This is a genomic window from Streptomyces sp. NBC_01429 (assembly GCF_036231945.1).
GTDB lineage: Bacteria > Actinomycetota > Actinomycetes > Streptomycetales > Streptomycetaceae > Streptomyces.
Genome location: NZ_CP109599.1, coordinates 5,642,201 through 5,665,470, shown reverse-complemented (window position 1 = coordinate 5,665,470; position 23,270 = coordinate 5,642,201). Strand labels below are relative to the sequence as shown.

The window sequence follows — 23,270 nt, the reverse complement described above, 5'->3', positions numbered from 1 at the left end:
CGGGGCGGGAACGCCCCTCACGGCCACCCCTCGCGGTCACTCCTCGCGGTGCAGCCGTCCCCGCGTCACCAGCTCCAGCACCACGCTCACCGCCACCGCCTGCACCGCCATCAGCGCCACCAGCACGAACAGTTGCACCGCGCCCGCCAGCACCGGTGACGCGCCGCCCAGCAGCATCCCCACGAACGCCCCCGGCAGCGTCACGAGCCCCACCGTCCTGGTCTGGTCGAGCCCCGGCAGCAGCGCGTCCGACGCGGCGGGCCTGGCCACCTCCATCCGGGCGTCGCGGTCCAGCAGCCCCAGCGCCATCCCGGCCTCGACCTCGCCCCGGCGCGCGTGCAGTTCGTCCAGGGCGCGGCGGCCGCTCAGTACGGTCGCGGTGAGCGCGCCGCCGATGAGGATGCCGGTGGTGGGGATCACCGCGATGCCCTTGGCCGGCACGACGCCGGTGAGCAGCAGGGCGGCCATCACCGGCGCCACCCCCGCCGCGATGGGCACGGCCGCCCACCACCAGGTGCGGTTCGGGGTGACGCGCCGCCCGGCGGTCCGTACGGCGACGGCGTACATCAGGGCGATGAACCCGAGCAGCGGCGGTACGGAGCCGATCACCCACCCGATCACCAGCGAGACCGCGCCGAGTTGCAGCGCGGCCCGCACCCCGGCGACGGCCATCTCCCGGCCCCGCCCGAGATGCGCGAGCGCGGCGACGGTCACGGCGGCGACCAGCAGCAGGCCGAGTACGACCCCGAACGTGATATCGACCCGCAGCAGCACGGGCCCACTTTAGGCGGTAGGCGGCAGTTGTCCGGCGACCGGCCACGCCCGCTTCCCGTACGCCCGGAACCCGGCGCGGAACACGGCGCGGAACTCGGCCCGACCTCCGACCCGAACCCAGGCGCGAACCCCCGCCCGAACCCAGGCGCGGAACCGGCGCGGAAGCGGCACGGACCACCGGAACCACCGGCGCATCCCCTCGCGCCCTGGCGCACCCTCCCGCGCCCACGCGCCAACCTTGCCCGGATAAGCGCCAATTGCTCACCCATCAGGAAGTCCCGGACACCCATTACCCCTTGATGTGACGTGAACATGTCGCCACGCTGTTACCTGGCGCCCATCCCCCGGAAACCCACCGCCCTCACGATGGCGGCCGGGCCGAGAGCACCGCACGGCCCCACTCCGCACCACACCGCCATGTCAGGTTCCCCCCACTCCAAGGGAGTTCGCATGTCACGTGTCTACGCGCGTCGAATGCCTCGCTTCGTCACCCTCCTCCTCACGGCGGCCCTCGCGCTCGTCGCCACCCTGGTCGTCGCCCCCGCCGCCCAGGCCGCCATGCCGACGCCGGTCGCCGCGTCCACGGCCCGTACCTACCTCGGCACGCTCACCGTGCAGGCGGAAGGTTCCACCAGCGGTTACAGCCGCGATCTGTTCCCGCACTGGATCACCCAGTCGGGCACCTGCAACACCCGTGAGGTCGTCCTGAAGCGCGACGGCACGAACGTGGTGCAGGACTCCGCCTGCGCGGCCGTCAGCGGCAACTGGTACTCGGAGTACGACGGCGCCACCACGACCAGCTCGTCCAGCTTCGACATCGACCACATGGTGCCGCTCGCCGAGGCGTGGCGTTCCGGCGCCAGCAGCTGGACCACCGCCCAGCGCCAGGCGTTCGCCAACGACCTGACCCGCCCCCAGCTCATCGCCGTCTCCGCCAGCTCCAACCGGTCGAAGGGCGACAGCGACCCGGCGAAGTGGCTGCCGACGCGCACCGCCTACCAGTGCACGTACGTACGGGCCTGGGTGCAGGTCAAGTACTACTACAAGCTGACCGTCGACTCGGCAGAGAAGACCGCGCTCACCAGCGCGCTCAGCGGCTGCTGATCCGCCTCCCCTCCACTCGCCCCTCCCCGCGCTCCCCCACCCACTCCTCCAACCACTCCCCCTCCACCATTCCTCCACCTCATCCCTCCACCCACCACCCCCCACAGCCCTCCGTAGGCGTTCCGTCACGCCCGCGGAGGGCACCAAGCGTCACGAAGCGGGGCACTGTACAGCAGAGACCCCCGCCACCCCGGCGACTCCACCCTCGGGTGATCATTCCCACACCGCGTGATCCTTCCCCCAAGGGTTCGAACTCCTGGTGCACCAACGGCATGATGAGCGGACCATCCGCTTCCCGTACCCCCATGCCCCGGGAGTCACAGCTTTGTTCGCTGCACGGCAGTCTCCGCCCCACTCGATCGCCGTCGTCGGCGCCGGCCCCCGCGGCACCTCGGTCCTCGAAAGACTCTGCGCGTCCGTGCCCGAACTGGCGCCGGACATACCGCTCACCGTGCATCTCATAGACCCGGCTCCCCCCGGCGCGGGCCGCGTCTGGCGCACCGACCAGTCGCCCGAGCTGCTGATGAACACGGTGGCCTCACAGGTGACCGTCTTCACCGACGAGAGCGTGACGTGCGAGGGGCCGATACGTCCGGGGCCGAGCCTGTACGAGTGGGCGGCGGCCCGCCCCGCCGAGCGCCTCGGCCCGGACGACTACCCCACCCGCGCCGCGTACGGCCGCTATCTGGAGTGGGCCTTCCGCAGGACGGTGGAGGGGGCGCCGGAGAATGTGACGGTCGAGGTGCACCGGGCGCTGGCGGTACGACTGGATGACGACGCCGAGCGGCCCGTACCCGGCACACCGGCGGCGCGGTCCGCGCGCGGCGCGGGCGATTCGTGCGAAGAGTCCCCCTCGTCCGCCGCGCACCATCCCACCCAGACACTCACCCTCGACAATGGCACGACGATTTCCGGCCTCCGCGCCGTTGTCCTCGCGCAGGGCCATCTACCGGTGGTTTCCGGCCAGACCCAGGCGACCCTGGCGGAGTACGCCGCGCGCCACCGGCTGCGCTATCTGCCGCCCGCCAATCCGGCCGATGTCGATCTCTCCGCCGTCGCCGCCGGGGAGCCGGTGCTGCTGCGCGGGCTCGGGCTGAATTTCTTCGATCACATGGCGCTCCTGACGGCGGGGCGCGGTGGCCTGTTCACCCGTGACGCCGAGGGCGTGCTCGTATACCACCCGTCGGGGCGGGAGCCGCAGTTGTACGCGGGGTCGCGGCGCGGGGTGCCGTACCAGGCGCGCGGGGACAACGCGAAGGGGCCGTCGGGGCGGCACGAGCCGCTGGTACTGACGCCGGACGTGATCGCGGTGTTCCGCAAGCGGGCGGACGAGGGTGACGCGCCGGACTTCCTGCGGGAGATATGGCCGCTGGTCGCCAAGGAGGTGGAGGCGGTGTTCTACACCGCGCACCTGCGCGCGAGCCCCTCCGGGACCACCGGCCACGCCTCCGGGGCCACCGGCCACACCCCCGGCACCCCCGGCCACACCTCCGTACCGGCGGCCGGGCACGCGTGCTTCCTCGCCCCCTTCCTCGACCGCTTCCTCGCGGCGCCGCACGGCAGCCCGCAGGAGGCCGCCGTCCTCGACGACGCGGGCATCGCGGCGGCGGACCGCTGGTCGTGGGAGCGGATCTCACGGCCGTACGGCACGGAGACCTTCCGCGACCCGGCCGACCATCGCGCCTGGCTGCTGGCCCATCTGCGCGAGGACGCCGCCCACGCCGTGCTCGGCAATCTGGCGGGCCCGGTCAAGGCGGCCCTCGACGTGCTGCGCGATCTGCGCAACGAACTGCGGCAGATCGTGGACCACTCCGGGCTCTCCGGCACCTCCCGGCGCGACCATCTCGACCGCTGGTACACGCCGTTGAACGCATTCCTCTCCATCGGGCCGCCGCGCCGCCGCATCGAGGAGATGGCCGCCCTGATCGAGGCCGGGGTGCTGGAGGTGATCGGCCCGAGGACGACCGTACGGGCCCAGGACGGTGTGTTCACCGCCGAATCCCCCGACGTGCCGGGGTCGTCGGTGCGGGCGACGACGCTGGTGGAGGCCAGGCTGCCGGAACCGGATCTGCGGCGCAGCTGCGACCCGTTGCTGTCGCGACTGCTCAAGACCGGGCAGTGCCGACCGCATGTACTTGATGGTTACGAGACCGGCGGGCTGGATGTAACGCACCGCCCCTATTACCTGATAGACCGTCAAGGCAGGCCGCACTCAAGGAGGTTCGCCATCGGCGTGCCGACGGAGGGAGTGCACTGGGTGACCGCCGCAGGTGCGCGGCCCGGAGTCGACTCGGTGATGTTGTCGGACACCGACGCGGTGGCGCGTGCCGGACTGCGAACGTGGGCGGCGGGGGAAGCGGAACGGACGACGCGAATTGATCCCCGACAAAATGTTGAACTTGCAAGCATTGATTAGGCACGCCTAACGTTGGGGGCGGAGCTTCTCGTCGGTCCGCCCCTGATCGAAGGAGTACAACCCCCCATGCACACACGTCTCCAGCAGGCCCAGCCCTACGCGCTCGGTCTGTTCCGCATCGTCACCGGTCTGCTCTTCGTCTGCCACGGAGCATCCTCGCTCTTCGGCTACTTCGGCAAGGAAGCGGTGTCCGGCGGCACTTGGCCGGGCTGGTACGCGGCCGTCATCGAACTGGTCGGCGGTGCGCTCATCATGCTCGGCCTCGGCACCCGGGTGGCCGCGCTGATCAGCTCCGGCTCGATGGCGTACGCCTACTTCACCGTGCACCAGGAGAACGGCCTCTTCCCCATAGAGAACAGCGGCGAGCTGTCCGTCATGTTCTGCTGGGCGTTCCTGCTGATCGTCTTCACCGGCCCGGGGGCGCTCGCCCTCGACCAGCTGTTCTCCTCGCGCGCCTCCGCGCAGGAGGCACCGGAGGTACGGGACGACCGCGAGACCGTCTCCGCGTAGCGGCCACCGCGTACGATCGCCCGGCTCTCCCCCGCTGAGAGCCGGGCGATCGCCGTCCGTACCGCCGTGTCGTGCCCCGGCCAAATCCTCCGTACCGCACACGCGTACGCTGTATGGTTGCAGCCGCCACTGCCGCTCCCCTGCGATGGCCAGGCGCTGTCAACGGGACGAACGGGCGGGAAGTGCAGAGGTGTTGGAGAGTCTGGGGTCGCTGACCGGCAGCCCATGGATCTACGCCGTCGTCGCCCTCTCCGTCCTGCTCGACGTATTCCTCCCCCTGCTGCCCAGCGGCGTCCTGGTCATCACGGCGGCCACGGCCGCCGCCGCGGGATCGACCACCGTCGCGGGCGCGGCCGGCAAGGTCGCTCAGGTGCCGCAGGAAGTGCCCTCGCTGCTCCTGGTGATGCTGTGCGCGTTCATCGCCTCCGTCCTCGGTGACCTGGTCGCCTTCCGGCTGGCCCGGCGCAGGGACGGCCGCGTCGCGCGCACCATCGCGCGCTCACGTCGGCTGACCACCGCGCAGGAACGACTCGGCAGCGCCCTCAGCGGCGGAGGCGGCGCCCTGGTCGTCCTCGCCCGCTTCGCCCCGGCCGGCCGCTCGGTGGTCTCCCTGAGCGCGGGCGTGGCCCACCGCAAGGTGAAGGAGTTCCTGCCCTGGTCGGCGCTGGCCGCCGTGGCCTGGACGGGCTACAGCGCGGGTCTCGGCTACCTCGGCGGCCAGTGGCTGGGCGCGACCTGGTTCGGCACGGCCATATCCGTACTGGCCCTCTTCGCCGCGGGCTCCCTGGCGGCCTACTTCATCCGCCGCCCGAGCGGCCCGACGGCCTCACCCGCCTGACCCGCCCCGCGCACCCCGCACCTCGATCCCGTCCAGCAGCCGCGCGGTCGCCGCTGCGATCTCGTCCACGGCCCGCTCGAACACCTCCCGGTTGTGCGCGGCGGGCGCCCGGAAGCCGGAGACCTTGCGTACGTACTGAAGCGCGGCGGCCCGGATGTCCTCCTCGGTGGCCTCTTCGGGGAGGACGGGCGGCCGGAGGGTCTTGATACTGCGGCACATGCCTCCAGTGTGCCGCAGGGGACGCGCTACGCGTCGGGGGAACTCGTGCCCAGTCTCTCCCCCCCCGTGCCACGAGGTGGGCAGACCCCGCGATCGATCAGAAGGCAGACCGTGAACCGGTCGGAGGAAAACCCTTTCGCCACCCACCCGTCACCGCACACGAGGGGCAAGATCACTCGACGTGAGCGACGACGCACACCGTCGCGTCTTTATCTGTACACGCCAAGCGCCCGTCACGCGGATAAACATCACGCCGGGTGACGGCGCGTCCTTCTTCACGCACCGTCCGTCTCCACCTGACCCCGGACGTTCCTTTGGCTAATGTTGACGAACGGCCGGCCCTACCGCGCGGCCCCGCCCGCCGCCGGCCGCGCCGTACTGTCCCTGACGACCAGTCGGGTGCCGAACTCGATCCGGGTGTCGGCCTGTTCGGCCCGGTCGGCGTGGTCGGAGCGGTCCTCCCGGCGCAGCCGCAGCAGCATCCGGGCGGCCTCCTCGGCCATCTCGACGAGGGGCTGGTGGACGGTGGTGAGGGCGGGGCTGGACCACTGGGCGAGGGGGATGTCGTCGTATCCGACGACCGAGAGGTCCTCCGGGATGCGCAGCCCCAGCACGCGGGCCGCCTCCAGGACGCCCAGCGCCTGGAGGTCGCTGCCCGCGAAGACGGCGGTCGGGCGGTCGTCGGCCCGCAGGAGTTCCATGGCGTGGGCGTGGCCGGACCGTACGTGGAAGTCGCCGAAGCGCACCAGCGCCGGGTCGGTCTCCAGGCCCGCCATGCCCATGGCCGAGCGGAAGCCGTCCAGCCGGGCCAGCGAGCAGAGCATGTCCTCGGGGCCGGTGATGACGGCGACTCTGCGGTGGCCGAGTTCGATGAGGTGGCGGGTGGCGGCGAGCCCGCCGGCCCAGTTGGCGGAGCCGACGGACGGCACGTCGGGTTCCGGGTCGCCCGCCGGGTCGATGATGACGAACGGGATGGCGCGCGACCAGAGCTTCTTCTTGAGGTCGTCGGGGAGCGTGGAGAAGACGAGGACCACACCGAGCGGACGGCGGCGCAGAACGCCCTCGACCCAGTCGGCCCCCGGGGAGTGCCGGGTGCCGGTCTCGGTGAGGACGACGCTGAGGCCGGTCTCCTTCGCGACGTTCTGGACGCCCCGGATCAGCTCCATCGACCAGGTGCTGTCCAGCTCGTGGAAGACGATCTCGATGAGCGGCGCCTCGGGGGCGGCGGGCGTGGAGCGGCGGTAGCCGTGGGTGTCGAGCAGCTCCTCGACCTTGACCCGGGTCGGCGCGGAGACATCGGGACGCCCGTTGAGGACTTTCGAAACTGTCGAAAGAGATACCCCTGCCTGCGAAGCCACCTGGGCCAGGGTGACCCGGCCCGCACTCGTCTCATCACGCATGGGCTGAAGGATAGGCGCCCTGGATGTCCGCCGAAAGTCGGTAACGGTTTGGCAGCGCGACGACCGCACTGTTGACCGCTCGGAGGGAGAGTCCTACGGTCACTCGCCAGATACTTTCGGCAATGATGCCGATACTTTCGAGAGGTCGATCGAAGATGATTCGTGCACGGTTTTCTCGAACTGTCGCCGCCGGCGTCACGCTCGCCCTCGGGCTGAGCCTGGCGGCCTGCGGCGGTGGCGGCAGCTCCTCGGGTGGGGACGGGGAGTTCCACGTACTGGTCTACGGCGACGCCACGAACAAGGTGGAGAAGCGGATCGTCGAGACCTTCAACAAGACCTCCAAGGTCAAGGCGGTCCTGGACACCGTCCCCGGGGCCGACTACCAGAAGAAGCTCCAGACGACCATCTCCACCCCGCAGGCGCCCGACGTCTTCTTCAACTGGGGCGGCGGCTCCATCCAGCCGTTCGTCAAGGCGAACCTGCTGCTGCCGCTCGACGACCTGATAGCCAAGAACCCGGAGCTGAAGTCGAAGTTCCTGCCGTCCGTCTTCAACACGGCTGTGGTGGACGGGAAGGCGTACGGCGTCCCGATGCGCGGCACCCAGCCCGTCCTGCTGTTCAACAACAAGAAGGTGCTCGCGGACGCCGGGGCGACGACACCGAAGACCTGGGACGAACTGCTCGACGCGGTGAAGAAGCTCAAGGCCAAGGGCGTCACCCCGATCGCGCTGGGCGGCGCCGACAAGTGGCCGACGCTGATGTGGTTCGAGTACCTGTACGACCGGGTGGCCGGTCCCGACCTGTTCAAGAAGGCGATCGCGGGCGACAAGGCGGCCTGGGAGAGCGCGGAGAGCAGGAAGGCGCTGAGCACGCTCAAGGAGCTGGTCGACGCGGGCGCGTTCGGCACCAACTACGACTCGGTGAAGTACACCGACAACGGCTCCCCCGCACTGCTCAGCACCGGCAAGGCCGGATTCGAGCTGATGGGGTCCTGGGCGTACTCCACGCAGCGGGAACTCAACCCCGACTTCGCGGCGAAGGACCTCGGCTACACCGGCTTCCCCAACGTCGAGGGGGGCAAGGGCGATCCGGCCGACATCGTCGGGAACACGAACAACTTCTACTCGGTGCTGAAGAAGACCAAGCACGCGGACGCGATCGGCGAGTTCCTCAAGCTCATGTACTCCGACGAGTTCGTCAAGGCGCAGCTGGCCATCGGCAACCTGCCCACCACGACCAACACCGTGAAGTTCCTGGACTCGGCCGACAACCCGGACTACCTGAAGTACCAGTTCGACCTGGTCGACAAGGCCACCTCGTTCCAGCTGTCCTGGGACCAGGCGTACCCGCCGGGCGCCAGCGCCCCGATGATGCAGGCCATCCAGCAGTTCTTCAACGGCTCCATCGACGCGGACGCCTTCATCAAGGCCATGCAGGCCCTGTCCACCGAGTGAGAGTGACGTCCGCCATGGTTGTTCTCACCACTCCGGTGGAAGGCGAACGGCAGCGGCAGCGCCCCCGGACGGGCCGGGGCCCCTCCGCCCATACGGTCGCCCGCCCGGGGATCGGCTGGGCCCTGCCCGCCGCGCTGTTCTTCACCCTGTTCGCGATCGTCCCGCTCGTACTCGTCGCCGTGTTGTCCTTCGCGAGCTGGAACGGCCTTGAGGCGCCCCGGTTCGCGGGCCTCGACAACTGGTCCGGGCTGCTCCACGACCCGGTGATGATCAAGAGTCTCTGGCTCAGTGTGCTGCTCACCGGTCTGGGCGTGGTCACCCAGACGCCCCTGGCCATCCTGCTCGGGGTCTGGGCGGCCGGCCGGCAGCGCAACCGGGCCGTGCTGTCGGCGGTCTTCTTCGTCCCCCTGCTGCTGTCCGCCACGGCCGTCTCCGTGCTGTGGCGGGCGCTGCTCGACCCCAACTTCGGGGTGCCGGCGCAGGCGCGCTGGCTCTTCGGGGACGGCAATCTGCTGGGCTCGCGCACCGGGGCGATCTCGGTGCTCGTCCTGGTGGCGACCTGGCAGTTCACCCCGTTCCACGCGCTGATCTACCAGGGCGCGGCGCGCGCGATCCCCGAGGTGCTCTACCAGGCGGCGGCGATCGACGGGGCGGGCCGGGTGCGGCGGTTCTTCCACATCACGCTGCCGCAGCTGCGCAACTCGGTCATCACGTCGGTGATCCTCATGGTGGTCGGCGGGCTCACCACCTTCGACACCGTACTGATCCTGACGCAGGGCGGCCCCGGTACGGACACCAGCATCAGCGCCTACTACATGTACCAGAAGGCCTTCAGGGAGTTCGACTTCGGCCAGGGCGCGGCCATCGCGCTGCTGCTGGTCGTGGTGGCCACGGTCATCTCGCTGATCGTGGTGCGGATCTCGGGCTACGACAAGATGGCCGGCACGAAGGAGGGCATGTGACGCGCCGTACGCCCGCTCCCGAGGCCGGGCCGGCCACGGAGAGGCGGTCCGCGACGAACACGAAGAGGCGGTCCGTCACGAAGGGGCGGCCCAACTATCTCGCGGGGCTCGGTGCCCTGCTCTGGCTCGGCCTGGTCGCGTTCCCGCTGTACGTGATGCTCGGCGCGACCGTCCAGAGCCGTATCGAGTACAGCACGAACGGGCCGCTCTCGTTGCCCCGGTCCTTCTCGCTCTCCAACTACACGCAGGACTTCTCCAACGGCTTCGGCCTCTACTTCCTCAACACCCTGATCGTCACCGCCAGTGTGGTCGGGATCGTGCTGCTGCTCGTCCCGCCGCTGGCCTTCTCGATCGTCCGGAGCCGGAGCCGGGGCAGTGTCCGGATCTTCCGGCTCTTTCTGCTGGGGCTGGCGATCCCGGCCCAGGCCGTGATCGTCCCGATGTTCTACGTGATCAGCAAGGCCGGGCTCTACGACAACCTCATCGGCGTCATCCTGCCGACGGCCGCGTTCTGTCTGCCCGTCTGCGCGCTCATCCTCACCGGCACCATGCGCGACATCACCGGCGAGCTGTTCGAGGCCATGGCCATCGACGGCGCCACCACCCGCCGCGTCTTCTTCCAGCTCGTCGTCCCGCTGTCCCGGGGCGGGCTGGCGACCATCGTGGTGTTCTCCGCGCTCCAGGCGTGGAACGGCTTCCTGTTCCCGCTCGTGCTCACCCAGTCCGAGGAGACCAAGGTGCTCACCCTCGGGCTGTACAACTTCCAGACCGAGCACGGGATCGACATCCCCGGTCTGCTGGCGGCCGTGGTCCTGTCCACGGTGCCCGTCCTGCTCGTCTACCTGTTCGCCCGCCGTGCCCTGGTCCAGGGGCTCATGGGGGTCGGAGGAAAGTGATCGCCCACATGAGCACCCGAACAAGCACCACCACCAGCACCACCACCGCGCCGACCGGCAGCACCGCCGCCGCACGGGCCCGGCGCGTCGAGGAACTGATCTCCGCCATGACCACGGAGGAGAAGCTCGCCCAGCTGTACGGACTGTGGGCCGGCGCGTCCGCCGACGGTGCCGAAGTCGCCCCGCACCAGCACGAGATGGAGGCGCCGCCCACGCTGGACGAGCTTCTCCCCCACGGACTGGGCCAGTTGACCCGCCCGTTCGGTACGGTGCCCGTCGATCCGGCGCTGGGCGCGCTGTCCCTGATGCGTACGCAGGAACGCATCGTCGCGGCGAGCCGCTTCGGGATCCCGGCGATGGCCCACGACGAGTGCCTCGCGGGCTTCGCGGCGTGGGGAGCGACCACGTACCCCGTCCCGCTGTCCTGGGGCGCCGCCTTCGATCCCGGGCTGGTGCGGGAGATGGCGGGCGCGATCGGCCGCGACATGCGGTCGGTGGGGCTGCACCAGGGGCTGGCCCCCGTGCTCGACGTGGTGCGCGACGCGCGCTGGGGGCGGGTCGAGGAGACCATCGGCGAGGATCCCTATCTGGTGGGGACGATCGCCACGGCCTATGTCCAGGGCCTGGAGGCCGCCGGGATCGTGGCGACGCTCAAACACTTCGCCGGGTACTCCGCCTCGCGCGGCGCCCGCAATCTCGCGCCGGTGAGCATGGGCGCCAGAGAGCTGGCCGATGTCATCCTGCCGGCGTTCGAGATGGCGGTGCGGGAGAGCGGCGTACGGTCGGTGATGCACGCGTACAACGACATCGACGGCGTGCCGTGCGCGGCCAGCGACGAGCTGCTGACCGGACTGCTGCGGGACGTCTGGGGCTTCGAGGGCACCGTGGTCGCCGACTACTTCGGGATCGGCTTCCTGAAGACCCTGCACGGGGTGGCGGCCGACTGGGGCGAGGCGGCCTCGGCGGCGCTCGGCGCGGGCGTGGACGTGGAGCTGCCGACCGTCAAGACCTTCGGGGAGCCGCTGCGCGAGGCGGTGGCCGCCGGGCGGCTGCCGACCGGGACGATCGACCGGGCGCTGCGCCGCGTGCTGACCCAGAAGGCCGGGCTCGGGCTGCTCGACCCGGAGTGGACGCCGCGCCCGACGGCCCTCGCCGGCAAGGACACCGACGACACGGCCGCGCTGCGCGGCACCGTCTCGCTGGACTCCCGCGCGCACCGGGACATCTCCCGCCGTCTCGCCGAGCGCTCGGTGATCCTGCTGCGCAACGACGGGACGCTGCCGCTGGCGGGCGGCCCGGCCAGGATCGCGGTGATCGGCCCGCAGGCGGGCACCCCCACGGCGGTGCTCGGCTGCTACTCCTTCCCCGTCCACGTCGGCTCCCAGCACCCCGCCACTCCCGTGGGCATCGAACTTCCCACACTGCACGAGGCGTTGGCGGCCGAGTTCCCGGGCGCGGAGGTGGTGTCGGTGGCCGGTACGGGCATCGACACCGGTGGTACGGACGGCTTCGCCGAGGCGGTACGGGTGGCCCGTGACGCGGACATCGTGATCGCCGCCCTCGGCGACCGCGCGGGCCTCTTCGGGCGCGGCACCAGCGGGGAGGGCTGTGACGCGCAGAGCATGGAACTTCCCGGCGCCCAGGGCCAGTTGCTGAACACGCTGCTCGACACGGCGAGCGAGACCGGCACTCCGCTGGTGGTGACCCTGCTGGCCGGGCGTCCGTACGCGCTGGGTCCGGCCGCCACCCGGGCGGCAGCCGTCGTGCAGTCCTTCTTCCCCGGCCAGGAGGGCGCCCCGGCCCTGGCGCGGGTGCTCAGCGGCCGCGTCGAACCCTCGGGCCGGCTCCCGGTGAGCGTCCCCCGGCTGGCGGGCACCCAGCCGTCCACGTATCTGGCCGCTCCGCTGGCCCGGGCCAACGACGTCTCCAACATCGACCCCACGCCCGACTTCGCCTTCGGGCACGGGCTGTCGTACACGTCCTTCACCTGGTCGGAGCTGACGGCGGACGGGAGCGCGGGCACGGACGGCACGGTGGAACTCTCCTTCACCGTCCGCAACACGGGCCACCGGGCGGGCACCGAAGTCGTCCAGCTCTATCTGCACGACCCCGTCGCCTCGGTCGTGCAGCCGGTCCAGCGCCTGATCGGCTATCTGCGGCTGCCGCTGGCCCCCGACGAGCGGGCCCGGATCGCGGTGAGCGTCCCGGCCGACCTCGCCTCCTTCACCGGCCGGGCCGGGCGCCGGATCGTCGAACCGGGCACGCTGGAACTGAGGCTGGCGGCCTCCAGTACGGACGTACGGCTCACCGCCGCCGTCACCCTGACCGGTCCCGTACGGCAGGTCGACCACACGAGGAGGCTGCACGCGCGGTTCACCGTCGCGCGCGATCCCCACTCCCGCTGACTGCGCTCTTCATGCGCCCCAAGTGCTCCTGTGCGCCCCGGGGTTGCGGATCTCCGGACTGTTCCCGGGGGCGTTATCAGGTCACAGTACGGGAGGGATCAGCAGGGGGACAGCATGGGCGTATCGCCGATGAACAGCGGCAAGGACGTGCAGAATTCGGAGTCGTTCGTCCCGGGGCAGGCGCCCGGCCTGCCGCGTCGGCCCGCCGACGCGGCCCCGGTCCGGGCCGCCGAGCAGCGGAATTCCGCCACGCGCTATCTGTGCACGGGCGTGCGCCTCTACGAGGACTTCGCGCGCAGAGTGGTGGACGAGACCCGTTTCGAACGGATCCGGGCGCGCGCCCCGTCGTACGGGGTGGATCTCGACGAGGTGCGGGAGCACGCCGAGGCGTCCCTGCGCGATCTGCGCGTACGGGACCGGTGGGTGAGCGCGGCGTTCGTGCTCGCCCTGGTCATCTCCCCCGCGACCACGGTGGTCTACGTGTTCGTCTCGGGGATCATCGGCGGGATCATGACCGGCTCGTCCCGGCGGAAGTCGGGCGCTCGCGGTGTGTACCCGCAGAGCACCTCGGCGGGGCGGGTCCACCTGACCAAGCCCCAGGGCTCCACGGTCACGACCATCGCCGCGCCGCTGCTCGCCCAGGCCGTCGTGCTGTTCTTCGCCGGCCAACTCGGCCAGCGGTACTTGTGGTCGCCGCCCGGCTTCTTCTTCACGTACATCCTGGGACTGCTGCTGCTGATCGGCTGCCCCTGGTACTACACCTGGCGGCAGCGCGTCGCCGCCTGGGAGGTCGTACGGGAGAAGCTCGGCCCCACCCACCGGCGGGCGTCGAGGAACGTGGCCGACCACTCCAACTTCGTCGCGTACAGCGGCTATTCGCCGTTCGTCGGGTCGGGGGTGCAGTTCAGCTCCTGGTCGTTCGCGAACCGGCTGGTGCCGGAGGGCTGGAAGCCGGGCAGCGGGCAGCGCCCACCGCCGGTTCCCTTCGGCTCCTCCGAGCTGGTGGAGCGGCTGAGCGCCGACCTCGCGGAGCTGCGGGCGCAGTCGCCGGATTCGGCGGACGGCATCGTCGGCCTGGAGGTCTCGGAGAAGGTCTTCGTACACGGCTCGGCGCTGCTCACCACCCGGCTCGCGCCCCAGGAGGAGATCTGGCCCGGCGGCGGTAAGCCCGGCGGAAAGCGCCCCACCGACCGGCTGCCCGACGAGCGGATCACCGCGGCGCGCGGGCTCGTCGACGGGCCGGTCAGGCACTGCCTCTGCGTCCAGATCCGCAGCTGGGACACCGACCTGGTCCTCACCGTGTTCGTACAGGTCTCGGTCAACGGGGGCACGCTCTACCTTCAGTCCGACACCAGGGTGCTGGCACCGGTCAGGGAAATGTTCCGGGTGGCCGACTCCCTCCACACCTCCGAGAGCGCCGAGGAGGGCGCGCAGCGGGCCGCCGAGTCGGCGGTCTCGGCGACCGGTGTGCTGCTGGCGTCCGTCCCCCATGTGCTCGCCGAGCTGGGCGCGGGACGGCAGCGGGAGCGCTGGGAGAAGGAGGAGCGCTGGGCCCTCGAACACGACAGGCGCTACGACTTCGGGGCGCGGAACAGCCTGCGTGAGGATGCCGCGTCCACCGAGTACCGGAACTTCTTCCAGCTCGTCGATGTGAGCAGGGCGGGCAAGCAGGTCGAGTTGCAGGTGCTCGGCTCGGTCATGAACTTCCTCGCCGAGCACGAACTCGACGTGAGCGACCTCGACGCGCGCAGGACGACGATCCTGAACAACGGCGTGATGATGTACGGCGGTTCCGTGACCGGCAGCATCGCGGCGGGCCCGGGAGCGAAGGCGACGGCGACGGGACTGGGGCCGGCCGGGGGCGCCGGCGGTGGCCGGGGCGGCGCGGGTACGGGCGCGGGCGCGGGCTGACACGCGACGACTCCGGCGACCACTCCGCGACCACTCCAGCGACAACGACGAAGTGAGGGGAGCTTTCCATGGGCGAGGGCCCGCAGGTGAACGAGGGCATCGTACTGAGCGGTCACGCGCAGGTGAGCGGGAGCGCCCTGGCGGCGGGCCGCAACGCGTCGGCGACCGCCCACCACACGGTCGGCGCGGCGAGCGCCGCCGATGCCGAGGCCGTTCGCGCGGCCCTGGACGCCGTCGGCGAGCTGAGACGCCTCCTGGCGGACGCCGAACTTCCGGCCGGGCGACGGTCGGAGGCCCGCGAGGAGGCCGACGCGATCGAGGAGGAACTCGCGGCGGACGAGGTGGACCAGGACCGCATCGTCGGCCGCCTGGAACGGCTCCGCACCCTGGTGGGCAGCGCGACGGCGCTGCTCGGGCTGGTGGCGTCGGCCCAGGAGAGCGTGCGGGCGATCGCGGGCGGCTGACGCGAGGGGGGGGCGACGCCGCGGCGGGGGTCGAGCGGACCAGGTCTCCCGGGTCTCCCAGGTCGCTCAGGTGTTGAAGGGCCGGAGGTGCACGAGGGCGTTGCCCCCCTCCTTGTTCTCCACACGCACGTCGATCGCCACCGCGCCTCCCTCGGCGGGCGGATCCAGCTGGATCTGGGCACAGGCGTCGACGTGCTCGCCGGCACAGGACGGGGTCAGCTTCGTACCGGGATGGGCCGCGGCCAGCCAGGTGTCGAAGTCGGCCCGAGGGATGCGGAATCCGACGTCGTAGTACGTGTCCAGCGCGCTCATGGTCACGCAGGTGGCCTCACTCGCCCCCTCCGGCAGTCCACCCAGGTCGGCGAATTCCATGGCCTCCGCGCACGGCACCGGCTTCGCCTCCCTGCCCGAGGGATCCCGGTCGTCCTCGGCGACCGCAGACGCGCCGCACCCCACCGACACCAGCGCCACCGCCAGCACACCGCCCAGCACCCGGACCCGGCCCCGTACCCGTCCCATACAGCTCCCTAGTTCCGCTCGGCCCCGCGCACCCAACCGGCATCCGCGCGGCTCGGGGGCCGGAGGATCGCGACTCGCCCACTGATCCTCCCGCCGGGGACTTCCGCCCGCAACGTCCTTGAGCTGAGACGTACATATCGAGAGAGGCCCCCGACCATGACCGGTCGGGGGCCTCTCGCCTGCTGATTACCGCTGTGGGCGCGGACGGTTTCGAACCGCCGACATCTGCTTTGTAAGAGCAGCGCTCTACCCCTGAGCTACGCACCCGTGGATGAGGGAACAGCGTACATGGCGGATGGGGCCCCGCCGCAAACCGCGTCGCGCCCTGCCCGGGGAGGGGGATATCCCTACCCCGGAGAGGGTGGGCGGCCGGATCGGAGCCGGGGGCTTTCGTTCCTAAGGTGAAGGAGCGAACAGGCGCGGACCAGGCGCGCAGGCAAGACGTACAGCCAACGCACACGGACAACACGTACGCACACCACGTACGGACATTCGGGGGGACCCCAACGTGGCCGGAAGCCGGAACCGCACGCGCGCGCTCGTCGCGGCGGGCGGGGCAGTGATCGTCGCGATGACCATGGGCGGGTGCGGGAGTGATCCGTCGGGCGCGCCCGTGGAGAAGAAGTCGTTCGACCTCGCCGGGAAGTCGCTGACCATCGAGGCCGGCAACGCGGAGATCGATCTCGTACCCGCCGATGTGAAGTCGGTCGAGGTGTCCCGGCAGATCGACGGCTGGGTGTTCGCCGGGAGCGGGCCGAAGGGCGTGTGGAAGATGGACGGTGACACGCTCACGCTCAAGGTGAAGTGCAGCGGAATCGCCAGCGACTGCTCCTCCCGCCACGACGTGAAGGTGCCGCGCGGGGTCGCGGTGACGGTGCACGGGGACAACGGGAAGGTGACCGCGACCGGATTCGACACCGCGCTCAAGGTGACGTCGGACAACGGCGCGGTGAACGTCAAGGACTCCGGCGGACCGCTCGACCTCAGGAGCGACAACGGCTCCATCACCGCACGCGGCGTCTCCGCCAGGGCCGTGACCGCCAAGACGGAGAACGGGGCGATCCGGCTCGGGCTGGCCGAGGTGCCCGACAGCGTGGACACCAGCAGCGACAACGGCAGGATCGAGATCGAGCTGCCCCGGTCCGGCCCGGACAGCCCGGACGGCTCGGCCGTCTCGTACGCCGTGACGACGTCCAGCGACAACGGCTCCGTCGACGTGGACGTGCCGAACGACAAGGACAGCGCCCACGTGGTGAAGGCCCGCACCGACAACGGGAAGGTCACTGTGCGAAGCGCGAACTAACCGGCCCGTGTGTTCGTCACTACCTGGTGGGAGAATGAACCAGGCCATGACGGATCTCGGCACGGGAGAGGGATGTGACGGCGACACACGCGCACGCGCAGCCGCAGGCGGTTGTGAGAGCGAGAGCGAAGACGCGTGCCGCGGGTGGTGTCCTCACGGATGTCCTCACGCTGATGCTGCTCCCGGTGCCCCTGCTGGTGGCCTCCGCGCCGGCCGCCTTCGCGGGCGGAGGGACCCGGCGCTGGTTCGGCGGCCGGTCCGAGAGCCTGCGGGCCGATGCCCAGGCCGCCAAGGACGCGGCGGCGGCGGCCTTCTACGAGCTGGACACGGCCCAGCGCGATCTGCGGATCTCCATAGAGACGATCACGGCCGTGGACGGCTCGCCCGCCGCCCGCAAGGCCGCCGGTGACTTCACCGCGCTGGGGCAGCGGATCGACGAGGCCAGCCACGGCTACATCGAGGCGGTGGACGCGCACGACCTGGACCGCGACGACCTGGAGGCATCGGCAGCGTCGAAGGCGCGCGACGAGCTGGCGGCGGCCAAGGACGCGCTGAACCGGGTCAAGGGCGACCTCGACCGGTTCGCCCAGAGCCTCGGGCCGCTCCTCGACAAGGCCGAGACGCAGCTCGCCCGGCTCGCTCCCGCCGTCGAGCGGGCGCGAGCGGCGCTCCTCGCCGCGAGCAACGCTCTCGACGCGGTGCGCGGCGCCGGACTGCGGGCGGACGATCTCGCCGCCCGGCTCGCCGCCCTCGGCCCCGAACTCACCCGGCTCAACCAGGGCGCCGGACAGCACGGCGTGCCGGAGACGCTCCAGCGCGCCGAGCAGGTGCTGCACGCCGCCGAGGCCGTACGGGCGGAGGCGGCGCGGCTGCCCGAGCGCGCCCAGGAGATCGACCGGCGCCTCGTGTCGCTCCGTACCCGCGCCCAGGCCCTGACGACCCGGGCGGGCACCGTCGCCCCGGTCCTCAGCGAGCTGCGGCGCCGCTTCACCGCCGCCTGCTGGCAGGACCTCCAGCAGGTCCCTGAACAGGCGGCGAGCAGCGTCCGGAAGGCCGAGGAGAAGCTCAAGGAGGCCGGCAAGGCGCGCGAGGAGCAGCGCTGGGCCGACGCGACCTCGCGGCTCAGCACGGCACGCGCGCTGCTGAACGGTACGGACGAGGCGGTGTCCGCCGCCGGTGACCGGCTGCGGCGGCTGAACGCCGTGTCGAAGGACCCGCAGCAGGAGATCGACCGTACGCGCTTCGCGATCAGGGACGCCCAGCGCCTGGCCATGACCGGCCGGCACACCCCCGAGCCCCGGCACGCCCGTCCGCTGGACGACTCCGTGGGCAGGCTGGACCGGGCGGTCGCCGCGCTGGAGGGCCGCCATCCCGACTACTGGCAGTTCCTGACCGAGACGGAGGCGGTACGGAACACCGCCGCCCGGGTCGTCTCGGACATCCGCGAGGAGCGGGGCGCGGGAGGCTGACCGGCCGGGGTACGGTCTGCGGCTCGGGCCGGTGGTCGGGGCCGTGGCCCGGGGCGCGGCCCGGGCCGTACGGCCCCGGACGCCCCGGGCACCGCCTTGTCGACTTGTCTCCCCGTCATACCGGGCGGATCCTTGATGAAGCGCACGCGATACCTCTATCGCCCGCCCAAGGAGGCCCGCCCCCATGGCCACCCGAGCGACACCTCCCGCAGTCGTACGGCACGATCCGCCGCCCTACGCCCACCGCGACGACCTGCACGAACCCCGGCACCAGCGGCACCAGCGGCGCCCGCGGCGCCGGGTCTCGATCGACTCGCAGCTCCCCCTCGACCACCGCCTCAACCAGGTCTACCGCATCGGCGCCGGCCTGATGGGGCTCTTCCTGATCGCCTTCGGCATCCTCGGGCTGGTCGACAAGATCGGCTTCTTCGGCACCGGCGGTCAGCGGGTCGCCGGCCTCAACGCGAACGGCACCCTCAGCGTGCTGTCCATCTGCGTCGGGCTGCTGCTCCTCATCGGCATGGTGATCGGCGGCAATACGGCCTCGACCCTGAACATGGGCCTCGGCGTCCTCTTCGTCGCCAGCGGATTCGTCAATCTCGCGCTGCTGGATACCAGCTACAACTTCCTCGCCTTCCACATCCAGAATGTCCTCTTCAGCTTCGTGGTCGGTTTGCTGCTGATGTTCTTCGGAATGTACGGACGCGTCAGCGGCAGACTCCCGCACGACAATCCGTACTGGCGCGCCCGCCACCCGGAAGAGGCCGACCGCGAACAGCGCGCCAGGGCACGGGGCGGCCACGGCCGGGTGGGTGTCGGCTGAGGGGTTGTCCCGTAGCCTGACCGCATGCCTCGCTACGAGTACCGCTGCCGCTCCTGTGGTGACACCTTCGAGCTGAGCCGCCCGATGGCGGAGTCCTCGGCGCCCGCTTCCTGCCCCGAGGGACACGACGACACCGTGAAGCTGCTCTCCACCGTCGCGGTCGGCGGCGCCGCGAAGAGCGGCGCCCCCGCCCCGGCCGCCGGTGGCGGAGGTGGCGGCTGCTGCGGGGGCGGCTGCTGCGGCTGACGGTCCTGGCGGCGGCGGTCAGGCGGCCGCGGCCGCCATCCGCCGCAGTATCTCCTCGCCCGCCGCGACCCCCGTCTCGCGCAGCGCCTCCACCTGCGGCGCGCTCCAGTCGGCGTCGGCCAGCTCTCCGTGGCCCGGGCGCCATCCCCGGTCCGCGGCCAGCAGCAGATCCGCGTCCAGGAGCGAGTCACCGGCCGCCAGCGTGCGTACGGCGCCGGTCCTGCGGGCCACCTCGCGCATCGCGGCGCTCTTGGTGAGCGGTCGCGGTACGGCGTAGATCTTCCGGCCCTGGAGCGAGACCGTCCAGCCGCGCTCCCCCGCCCACTCGGCCAGCTCCGCCACCCAGCCCTCCGGCAGCAGCGCGCGGTCGACCACCAGATACGCGAAGAGATCCTCCGCGATCCGCTCCTTGAGCAGCCACGCGGGGTCGGCGGCGGACAGCAGATGGGCCCGGACCTCGGCGAGCGGCGCGCACTCCTCCGCCAGCCGGGCGGCCACCGTACGCTGCCAGCCGGGGTCGGACACCCCGTCGACCAGCAGATGCCCGCCGTTGGCGCAGATCGCGAACCGCGGCGCCGGGCCCGGCAGATGGATACGGCCGTACTGCTCGCGCGTGCGGGTCGTCGTCGGCACGAAGACGGTCGTACGGGCCAGCCGGTCGAGCAGCCCCGCCGCCGTCTCCGTCAGATACGACAGCGGCCTGCTCTCGTACACCTCGACGCAGAGCAGCCGGGGCGCCTCGGCGTCGGGCACGGCGAGCTGAAGCGCGGCGGCCGAGTAGATGAGCGTGCGGTCGAGGTCGCTGGCGACCAGCGTGGGGGCGGAACTCGCGGCGGGGCTGACAGTGGGACTCGTGGCGGGGCTGACGGCTGAACTCCTCGCGGTGCTCACGGCGCGACCACCGCCCTGCCGTCCGCGCCCGTCGCGCCGCGCGTGTACTGCGGGTGGATCAGCCCGACGCAGGTGTACGGGAGGCCGTCGACCTCCTCCACCGGTACGCCGCGCTGCTCGGCCAGCAGCCGGACGTGGTCGAGGTCGGCGCCCGCGTCGCGCTGGGCGAGGATCTTCCAGGGGACGCGCCGCAGCAGCACGCGCGTGGTCTCGCCGACGCCCGGCTTGACGAGGTTCACATCGTGGATGCCGTACTCCTCGCTGATCCGCTCGACGGCCGCCCAGCCCTCCCAGGTGGGCGCCCGGTCCGCCGCGAGCATCTCCTTGGCCTCGGCGTCCACGGCGTCCGCGACCTCGTCGAAGCGGGCGGCCACGGTCTCCAGGAAGTGGCCGGAGACATCGGCCCCGGCCAGTTCGCGATAGTGCTTCGCGCCGTGGAAGTCGTCGGGGCCGACCAGGTCGGCGCGCAGCACCGTACGGGAAATCAGCCCGGAGACGGTGGAGTTGAGGCAGGCGGAGGGGATGAGGAAGTCCTCCCGGGTGCCGTACGTCCGTACGCAGCCGCCCGGGTCGGCGAGGACCGCGATCTCGGCGTCGAAGCCATGGGTGCCACGAGTGCCATGGGTGCCACTGAGGCCGTGGGCGTCGTTGAACTCGGCCAGCGCCTGGGCCAGTTCGCGGGTGATGGCCCCCTTGCCGGTCCAGCCGTCCACGAAGACGACATCGGCGGGGTCGTGGTTGGCGGCGAGCCAGCGCAGGGCGTTGGCGTCGATGCCCCGGCCGCGCACGATGGAGATGGCGTAGTGCGGCAGGTCCAGGCCGTGCCGGTGCCGCGCCCAGCGGCGCATCAGCACACCGACGGGCGTACCGGCGCGAGCCAGCGACACCAGCACGGGCCGGGGCGACCGCTCGGCGAGCACGGTCTCGGTGACGGTGCCGACGGCGCGGGCGATCCGGGCGGCCGAGGTGTCCAGGGCGGACTTGAAGAGCCGCTGGTACTGATCGCTGGGCTGGTACTCGACGGGGAGGGATTCGGCGTAGTGCGCGCCGCCGCTCTGAATCGCCTCCTCGCGCTCCTCGGTAGGGGCTTCCAGTTCCACGTCGGACAGGTCCTGGAGCAGCCAGCCGACGTCGTCGGGCGCGTAGGAGGAGAAGGCGGGGCCGCGGAGGGGGTCGGGCAGCATGGGGGGTTCCTGGGGGCTGTGGGGGTGCTGCGGGGAGTGGTGGTGCCGGGGGTCCGACGCCTCCCGGGGGCCGGGAAGGGCGTACGCCGGGAGGTACGAGGGGACCACGGCCAGCACCACGCGCGGTATGTGCGCGCCGAGGCGGGCCAGCAGTCCGCCGGGGGCGTGCAGCTCGGGAGAGTCCCCCAGGGAGTCGACGACGGCCACGACGGCGTCGAAACCGCCGCCCGCCACGTTGTACGCGTACCGGTCGCCGGCCCGGTCCTCCTCGGCGAGGGCCGCCGTGTCGTGCGCGGGGAAGACGAGCCGGCTGCGTATCGCGTATCCGGGGTCGTCGACGGCGAGCACGGGCGAGCGCGTCGTGGTCGAGTACCGCACCTCGATGTCCGCCGATCCGCGCTCCAGCGCCTCGGCGAGCCGCAGCGGGGCGTACATCAGCTCCTCGAAGCCCAGCACCAGTACGCGCCGGACGCCGTCGCCAAGCCCGGCGGCGATCTCCGCCGCCATGGCGGACAGCGCGGACTCCAGCCGGGCCCGGTGGTCAGGCGTGAAGCCGTGTCTGCCGCCGTCGGGGAGCCCGGCGGGCCAGCCGAGCGCGACCCGGCACACGTCAGGCCCGGCAGACCCGCCAGACACGTCAGACCCACCAGAGGCGGCGGGCGAGACGGCAGACCCGTCAGATCCGGCAGGGACGGAAACCCCCGAGGGCGCTCCCGCGCCCTCCCCCCGCTCGTGCTCCGCCACCAGCTCGCGGCCCTTCTCCAGCACCCCGTCCGGCAGCCGGACCGTCCCGGAGGCGAGCGTCACCAGATCGACCCGGGCGCCGATCTCCCCGGCGAACTCCGCGAGCCGCCCCTGATCCGCCACCGAGCGCATGTCGACCAGCGCGACGATCACGTACCAGGCGCGCGGATAGCGCCCGTGCAGCGCGCGGATCGTGTTGAGCACGGTGTTGCCCGTGGAGAACTCGTCGTCGACCAGGACCAGCGGCCCGTCCGTGGCGAGCAGCCCGGGGTCCTCCGGCAGCAGCAGGTGCGAGGTCGCGTGGGAGTGCGACTCCTCGAAGCCGCCCGCCCGCTCCACCCCCGGCACCGGGCGGCGCGTGGAGTGGAGGTACGGGGCGTGGCGCACCCCGTCGGCGACCGAGTGGCCGAGGCCGGTGGCGGTCTCCGCGTACCCGAGCACCACCGCGCGCTCCGTGTCGTCGCCCAGCAGCTCCGCCACGCGCTCGCCGAGTGCGACACCGGTGCCGTATACGACTTCGGGGCGCTGCGGCACATGCTTGCCGAGCACATTCGAGACAAGGAGGTGCGCCCGCTTGGGGTTGCGGCGCAGCGCCAGCCCCAGCAGGTCCCGCAGCTCTTCGCCGCCGGCGAGTTCGATCCCGAGCCGCTCGGCGACCCATGTGCCCGACCACACCATGTTGGCGATCTCTTCCTTCTCTTCCTTCGACGCGGTCAACCCGTTCCACTCATGTGCCCC

At 71.6% G+C, this 23,270-nt stretch carries 20 protein-coding genes and 1 tRNA gene; 14 read left to right on the top strand and 7 right to left on the bottom strand.

Features of this window, described 5'->3' with window-relative positions; genetic code table 11:
- Positions 1-36 precede the first annotated feature (36 nt).
- Positions 37-774, bottom strand: coding sequence for an ABC transporter permease (locus OG627_RS24905; RefSeq protein ID WP_329068647.1), 738 nt, complete (start codon positions 772-774; stop codon positions 37-39).
- A gap of 450 nt (positions 775-1,224) precedes the next feature.
- On the opposite strand from OG627_RS24905, the gene OG627_RS24900 reads away from it, so the two are divergent.
- The 4 genes from OG627_RS24900 (at position 1,225) to OG627_RS24885 (ending at position 5,642) form a co-directional block, all read left to right on the top strand.
- Entirely contained in the window at positions 1,225-1,878 is a 654-nt protein-coding gene (locus tag OG627_RS24900) for an HNH endonuclease family protein (protein WP_329068645.1), read from the top strand.
- Between the two features lie 325 nt (positions 1,879-2,203).
- A complete protein-coding gene (locus OG627_RS24895) occupies positions 2,204-4,294 on the top strand; it encodes an FAD/NAD(P)-binding protein (RefSeq protein WP_329068643.1) in 2,091 nt (696 codons plus the stop codon).
- Between the two features lie 66 nt (positions 4,295-4,360).
- Positions 4,361-4,804: a DoxX family protein gene (locus OG627_RS24890; RefSeq protein WP_329068641.1), complete on the top strand. Its 444-nt coding sequence runs from the start codon at positions 4,361-4,363 to the stop codon at positions 4,802-4,804.
- 190 nt (positions 4,805-4,994) lie between these two features.
- Complete coding sequence (locus OG627_RS24885) at positions 4,995-5,642, top strand: DedA family protein (RefSeq protein ID WP_329068640.1); 648 nt, start codon at positions 4,995-4,997, stop codon at positions 5,640-5,642.
- On the opposite strand, the gene OG627_RS24880 is transcribed toward OG627_RS24885, so the two are convergent.
- Together OG627_RS24880 and OG627_RS24875 are read right to left on the bottom strand one after the other, a co-directional pair.
- The gene (locus tag OG627_RS24880; RefSeq protein WP_329068638.1) at positions 5,631-5,861 is read right to left on the bottom strand and encodes a DUF2277 domain-containing protein; all 231 of its coding nucleotides are present in this window, start codon (positions 5,859-5,861) and stop codon (positions 5,631-5,633) included. The two genes, OG627_RS24885 and OG627_RS24880, sit on opposite strands and share 12 nt — an antisense overlap.
- Positions 5,862-6,202: 341 nt before the next feature.
- Positions 6,203-7,261, bottom strand: coding sequence for a LacI family DNA-binding transcriptional regulator (locus tag OG627_RS24875; protein WP_329068636.1), 1,059 nt, complete (start codon positions 7,259-7,261; stop codon positions 6,203-6,205).
- Between the two features lie 155 nt (positions 7,262-7,416).
- On the opposite strand from OG627_RS24875, the gene OG627_RS24870 reads away from it, so the two are divergent.
- The 6 genes from OG627_RS24870 to OG627_RS24845 all read left to right on the top strand — a co-directional run bounded on the left by OG627_RS24870 (position 7,417) and on the right by OG627_RS24845 (position 15,353).
- Positions 7,417-8,715 (top strand): extracellular solute-binding protein, encoded by a 1,299-nt coding sequence (locus OG627_RS24870; protein ID WP_329068634.1) that lies wholly within the window; start codon positions 7,417-7,419, stop codon positions 8,713-8,715.
- A gap of 14 nt (positions 8,716-8,729) precedes the next feature.
- Positions 8,730-9,677 carry a carbohydrate ABC transporter permease gene (locus OG627_RS24865; protein WP_329068632.1) on the top strand — a complete coding sequence of 316 codons (948 nt, stop codon included), beginning with the start codon at positions 8,730-8,732 and terminating at the stop codon, positions 9,675-9,677.
- 116 nt (positions 9,678-9,793) lie between these two features.
- The gene (locus OG627_RS24860; RefSeq protein WP_329072953.1) at positions 9,794-10,573 is read left to right on the top strand and encodes a carbohydrate ABC transporter permease; all 780 of its coding nucleotides are present in this window, start codon (positions 9,794-9,796) and stop codon (positions 10,571-10,573) included.
- Positions 10,574-10,680: 107 nt separating this feature from the next.
- Positions 10,681-12,978, top strand: coding sequence for a beta-glucosidase family protein (locus OG627_RS24855; protein ID WP_329072951.1), 2,298 nt, complete (start codon positions 10,681-10,683; stop codon positions 12,976-12,978).
- Between the two features lie 114 nt (positions 12,979-13,092).
- Positions 13,093-14,889 carry a hypothetical protein gene (locus OG627_RS24850; RefSeq protein ID WP_329068630.1) on the top strand — a complete coding sequence of 599 codons (1,797 nt, stop codon included), beginning with the start codon at positions 13,093-13,095 and terminating at the stop codon, positions 14,887-14,889.
- 68 nt (positions 14,890-14,957) lie between these two features.
- Positions 14,958-15,353: a hypothetical protein gene (locus tag OG627_RS24845; protein WP_329068627.1), complete on the top strand. Its 396-nt coding sequence runs from the start codon at positions 14,958-14,960 to the stop codon at positions 15,351-15,353.
- Positions 15,354-15,419: 66 nt separating this feature from the next.
- On the opposite strand, the gene OG627_RS24840 is transcribed toward OG627_RS24845, so the two are convergent.
- A complete protein-coding gene (locus tag OG627_RS24840; RefSeq protein ID WP_329068625.1) occupies positions 15,420-15,872 on the bottom strand; it encodes a hypothetical protein in 453 nt (150 codons plus the stop codon).
- 195 nt (positions 15,873-16,067) lie between these two features.
- Positions 16,068-16,139: transfer RNA gene (locus OG627_RS24835), tRNA-Val, on the bottom strand.
- Positions 16,140-16,443: 304 nt separating this feature from the next.
- Between OG627_RS24835 and OG627_RS24830 the strand changes: the two genes are divergently transcribed.
- From OG627_RS24830 to OG627_RS24815, 4 genes are all read left to right on the top strand, one after another.
- Positions 16,444-17,175, top strand: coding sequence for a DUF4097 family beta strand repeat-containing protein (locus tag OG627_RS24830; RefSeq protein WP_329072949.1), 732 nt, complete (start codon positions 16,444-16,446; stop codon positions 17,173-17,175).
- A 74-nt stretch (positions 17,176-17,249) separates the two neighbouring features.
- Positions 17,250-18,644 carry a hypothetical protein gene (locus tag OG627_RS24825; RefSeq protein ID WP_443073534.1) on the top strand — a complete coding sequence of 465 codons (1,395 nt, stop codon included), beginning with the start codon at positions 17,250-17,252 and terminating at the stop codon, positions 18,642-18,644.
- Between the two features lie 184 nt (positions 18,645-18,828).
- Entirely contained in the window at positions 18,829-19,467 is a 639-nt protein-coding gene (locus OG627_RS24820) for a DUF4383 domain-containing protein (RefSeq protein ID WP_329068621.1), read from the top strand.
- Between the two features lie 24 nt (positions 19,468-19,491).
- Positions 19,492-19,713, top strand: coding sequence for an FmdB family zinc ribbon protein (locus OG627_RS24815; protein WP_329068619.1), 222 nt, complete (start codon positions 19,492-19,494; stop codon positions 19,711-19,713).
- Between the two features lie 18 nt (positions 19,714-19,731).
- On the opposite strand, the gene OG627_RS24810 is transcribed toward OG627_RS24815, so the two are convergent.
- Positions 19,732-20,526, bottom strand: coding sequence for an HAD family hydrolase (locus OG627_RS24810; protein WP_329072947.1), 795 nt, complete (start codon positions 20,524-20,526; stop codon positions 19,732-19,734).
- A gap of 74 nt (positions 20,527-20,600) precedes the next feature.
- A complete protein-coding gene (locus OG627_RS24805; protein ID WP_329072945.1) occupies positions 20,601-23,210 on the bottom strand; it encodes a phosphoribosyltransferase in 2,610 nt (869 codons plus the stop codon).
- Positions 23,211-23,270: the final 60 nt, after the last annotated feature.

Excerpts from the sequence above, each read along its gene's own strand:
- OG627_RS24890 (WP_329068641.1), top strand. The coding sequence starts at position 4,361 with ATGCACACACGTCTCCAGCAGGCCCAGCCCTACGCGCTCGGTCTGTTC.
- OG627_RS24855 (WP_329072951.1), top strand. The coding sequence starts at position 10,681 with ATGACCACGGAGGAGAAGCTCGCCCAGCTGTACGGACTGTGGGCCGGC.
- OG627_RS24900 (WP_329068645.1), top strand. The coding sequence starts at position 1,225 with ATGTCACGTGTCTACGCGCGTCGAATGCCTCGCTTCGTCACCCTCCTC.
- OG627_RS24880 (WP_329068638.1), bottom strand. The coding sequence starts at position 5,861 with ATGTGCCGCAGTATCAAGACCCTCCGGCCGCCCGTCCTCCCCGAAGAG.
- OG627_RS24850 (WP_329068630.1), top strand. The coding sequence starts at position 13,093 with ATGGGCGTATCGCCGATGAACAGCGGCAAGGACGTGCAGAATTCGGAG.
- OG627_RS24870 (WP_329068634.1), top strand. The coding sequence starts at position 7,417 with ATGATTCGTGCACGGTTTTCTCGAACTGTCGCCGCCGGCGTCACGCTC.
- OG627_RS24830 (WP_329072949.1), top strand. The coding sequence starts at position 16,444 with ATGACCATGGGCGGGTGCGGGAGTGATCCGTCGGGCGCGCCCGTGGAG.
- OG627_RS24815 (WP_329068619.1), top strand. The coding sequence starts at position 19,492 with ATGCCTCGCTACGAGTACCGCTGCCGCTCCTGTGGTGACACCTTCGAG.
- OG627_RS24845 (WP_329068627.1), top strand. The coding sequence starts at position 14,958 with ATGGGCGAGGGCCCGCAGGTGAACGAGGGCATCGTACTGAGCGGTCAC.
- OG627_RS24875 (WP_329068636.1), bottom strand. The coding sequence starts at position 7,261 with ATGCGTGATGAGACGAGTGCGGGCCGGGTCACCCTGGCCCAGGTGGCT.
- OG627_RS24865 (WP_329068632.1), top strand. The coding sequence starts at position 8,730 with ATGGTTGTTCTCACCACTCCGGTGGAAGGCGAACGGCAGCGGCAGCGC.
- OG627_RS24805 (WP_329072945.1), bottom strand. The coding sequence starts at position 23,210 with ATGGTGTGGTCGGGCACATGGGTCGCCGAGCGGCTCGGGATCGAACTC.
- OG627_RS24820 (WP_329068621.1), top strand. The coding sequence starts at position 18,829 with ATGGCCACCCGAGCGACACCTCCCGCAGTCGTACGGCACGATCCGCCG.
- OG627_RS24840 (WP_329068625.1), bottom strand. The coding sequence starts at position 15,872 with ATGGGACGGGTACGGGGCCGGGTCCGGGTGCTGGGCGGTGTGCTGGCG.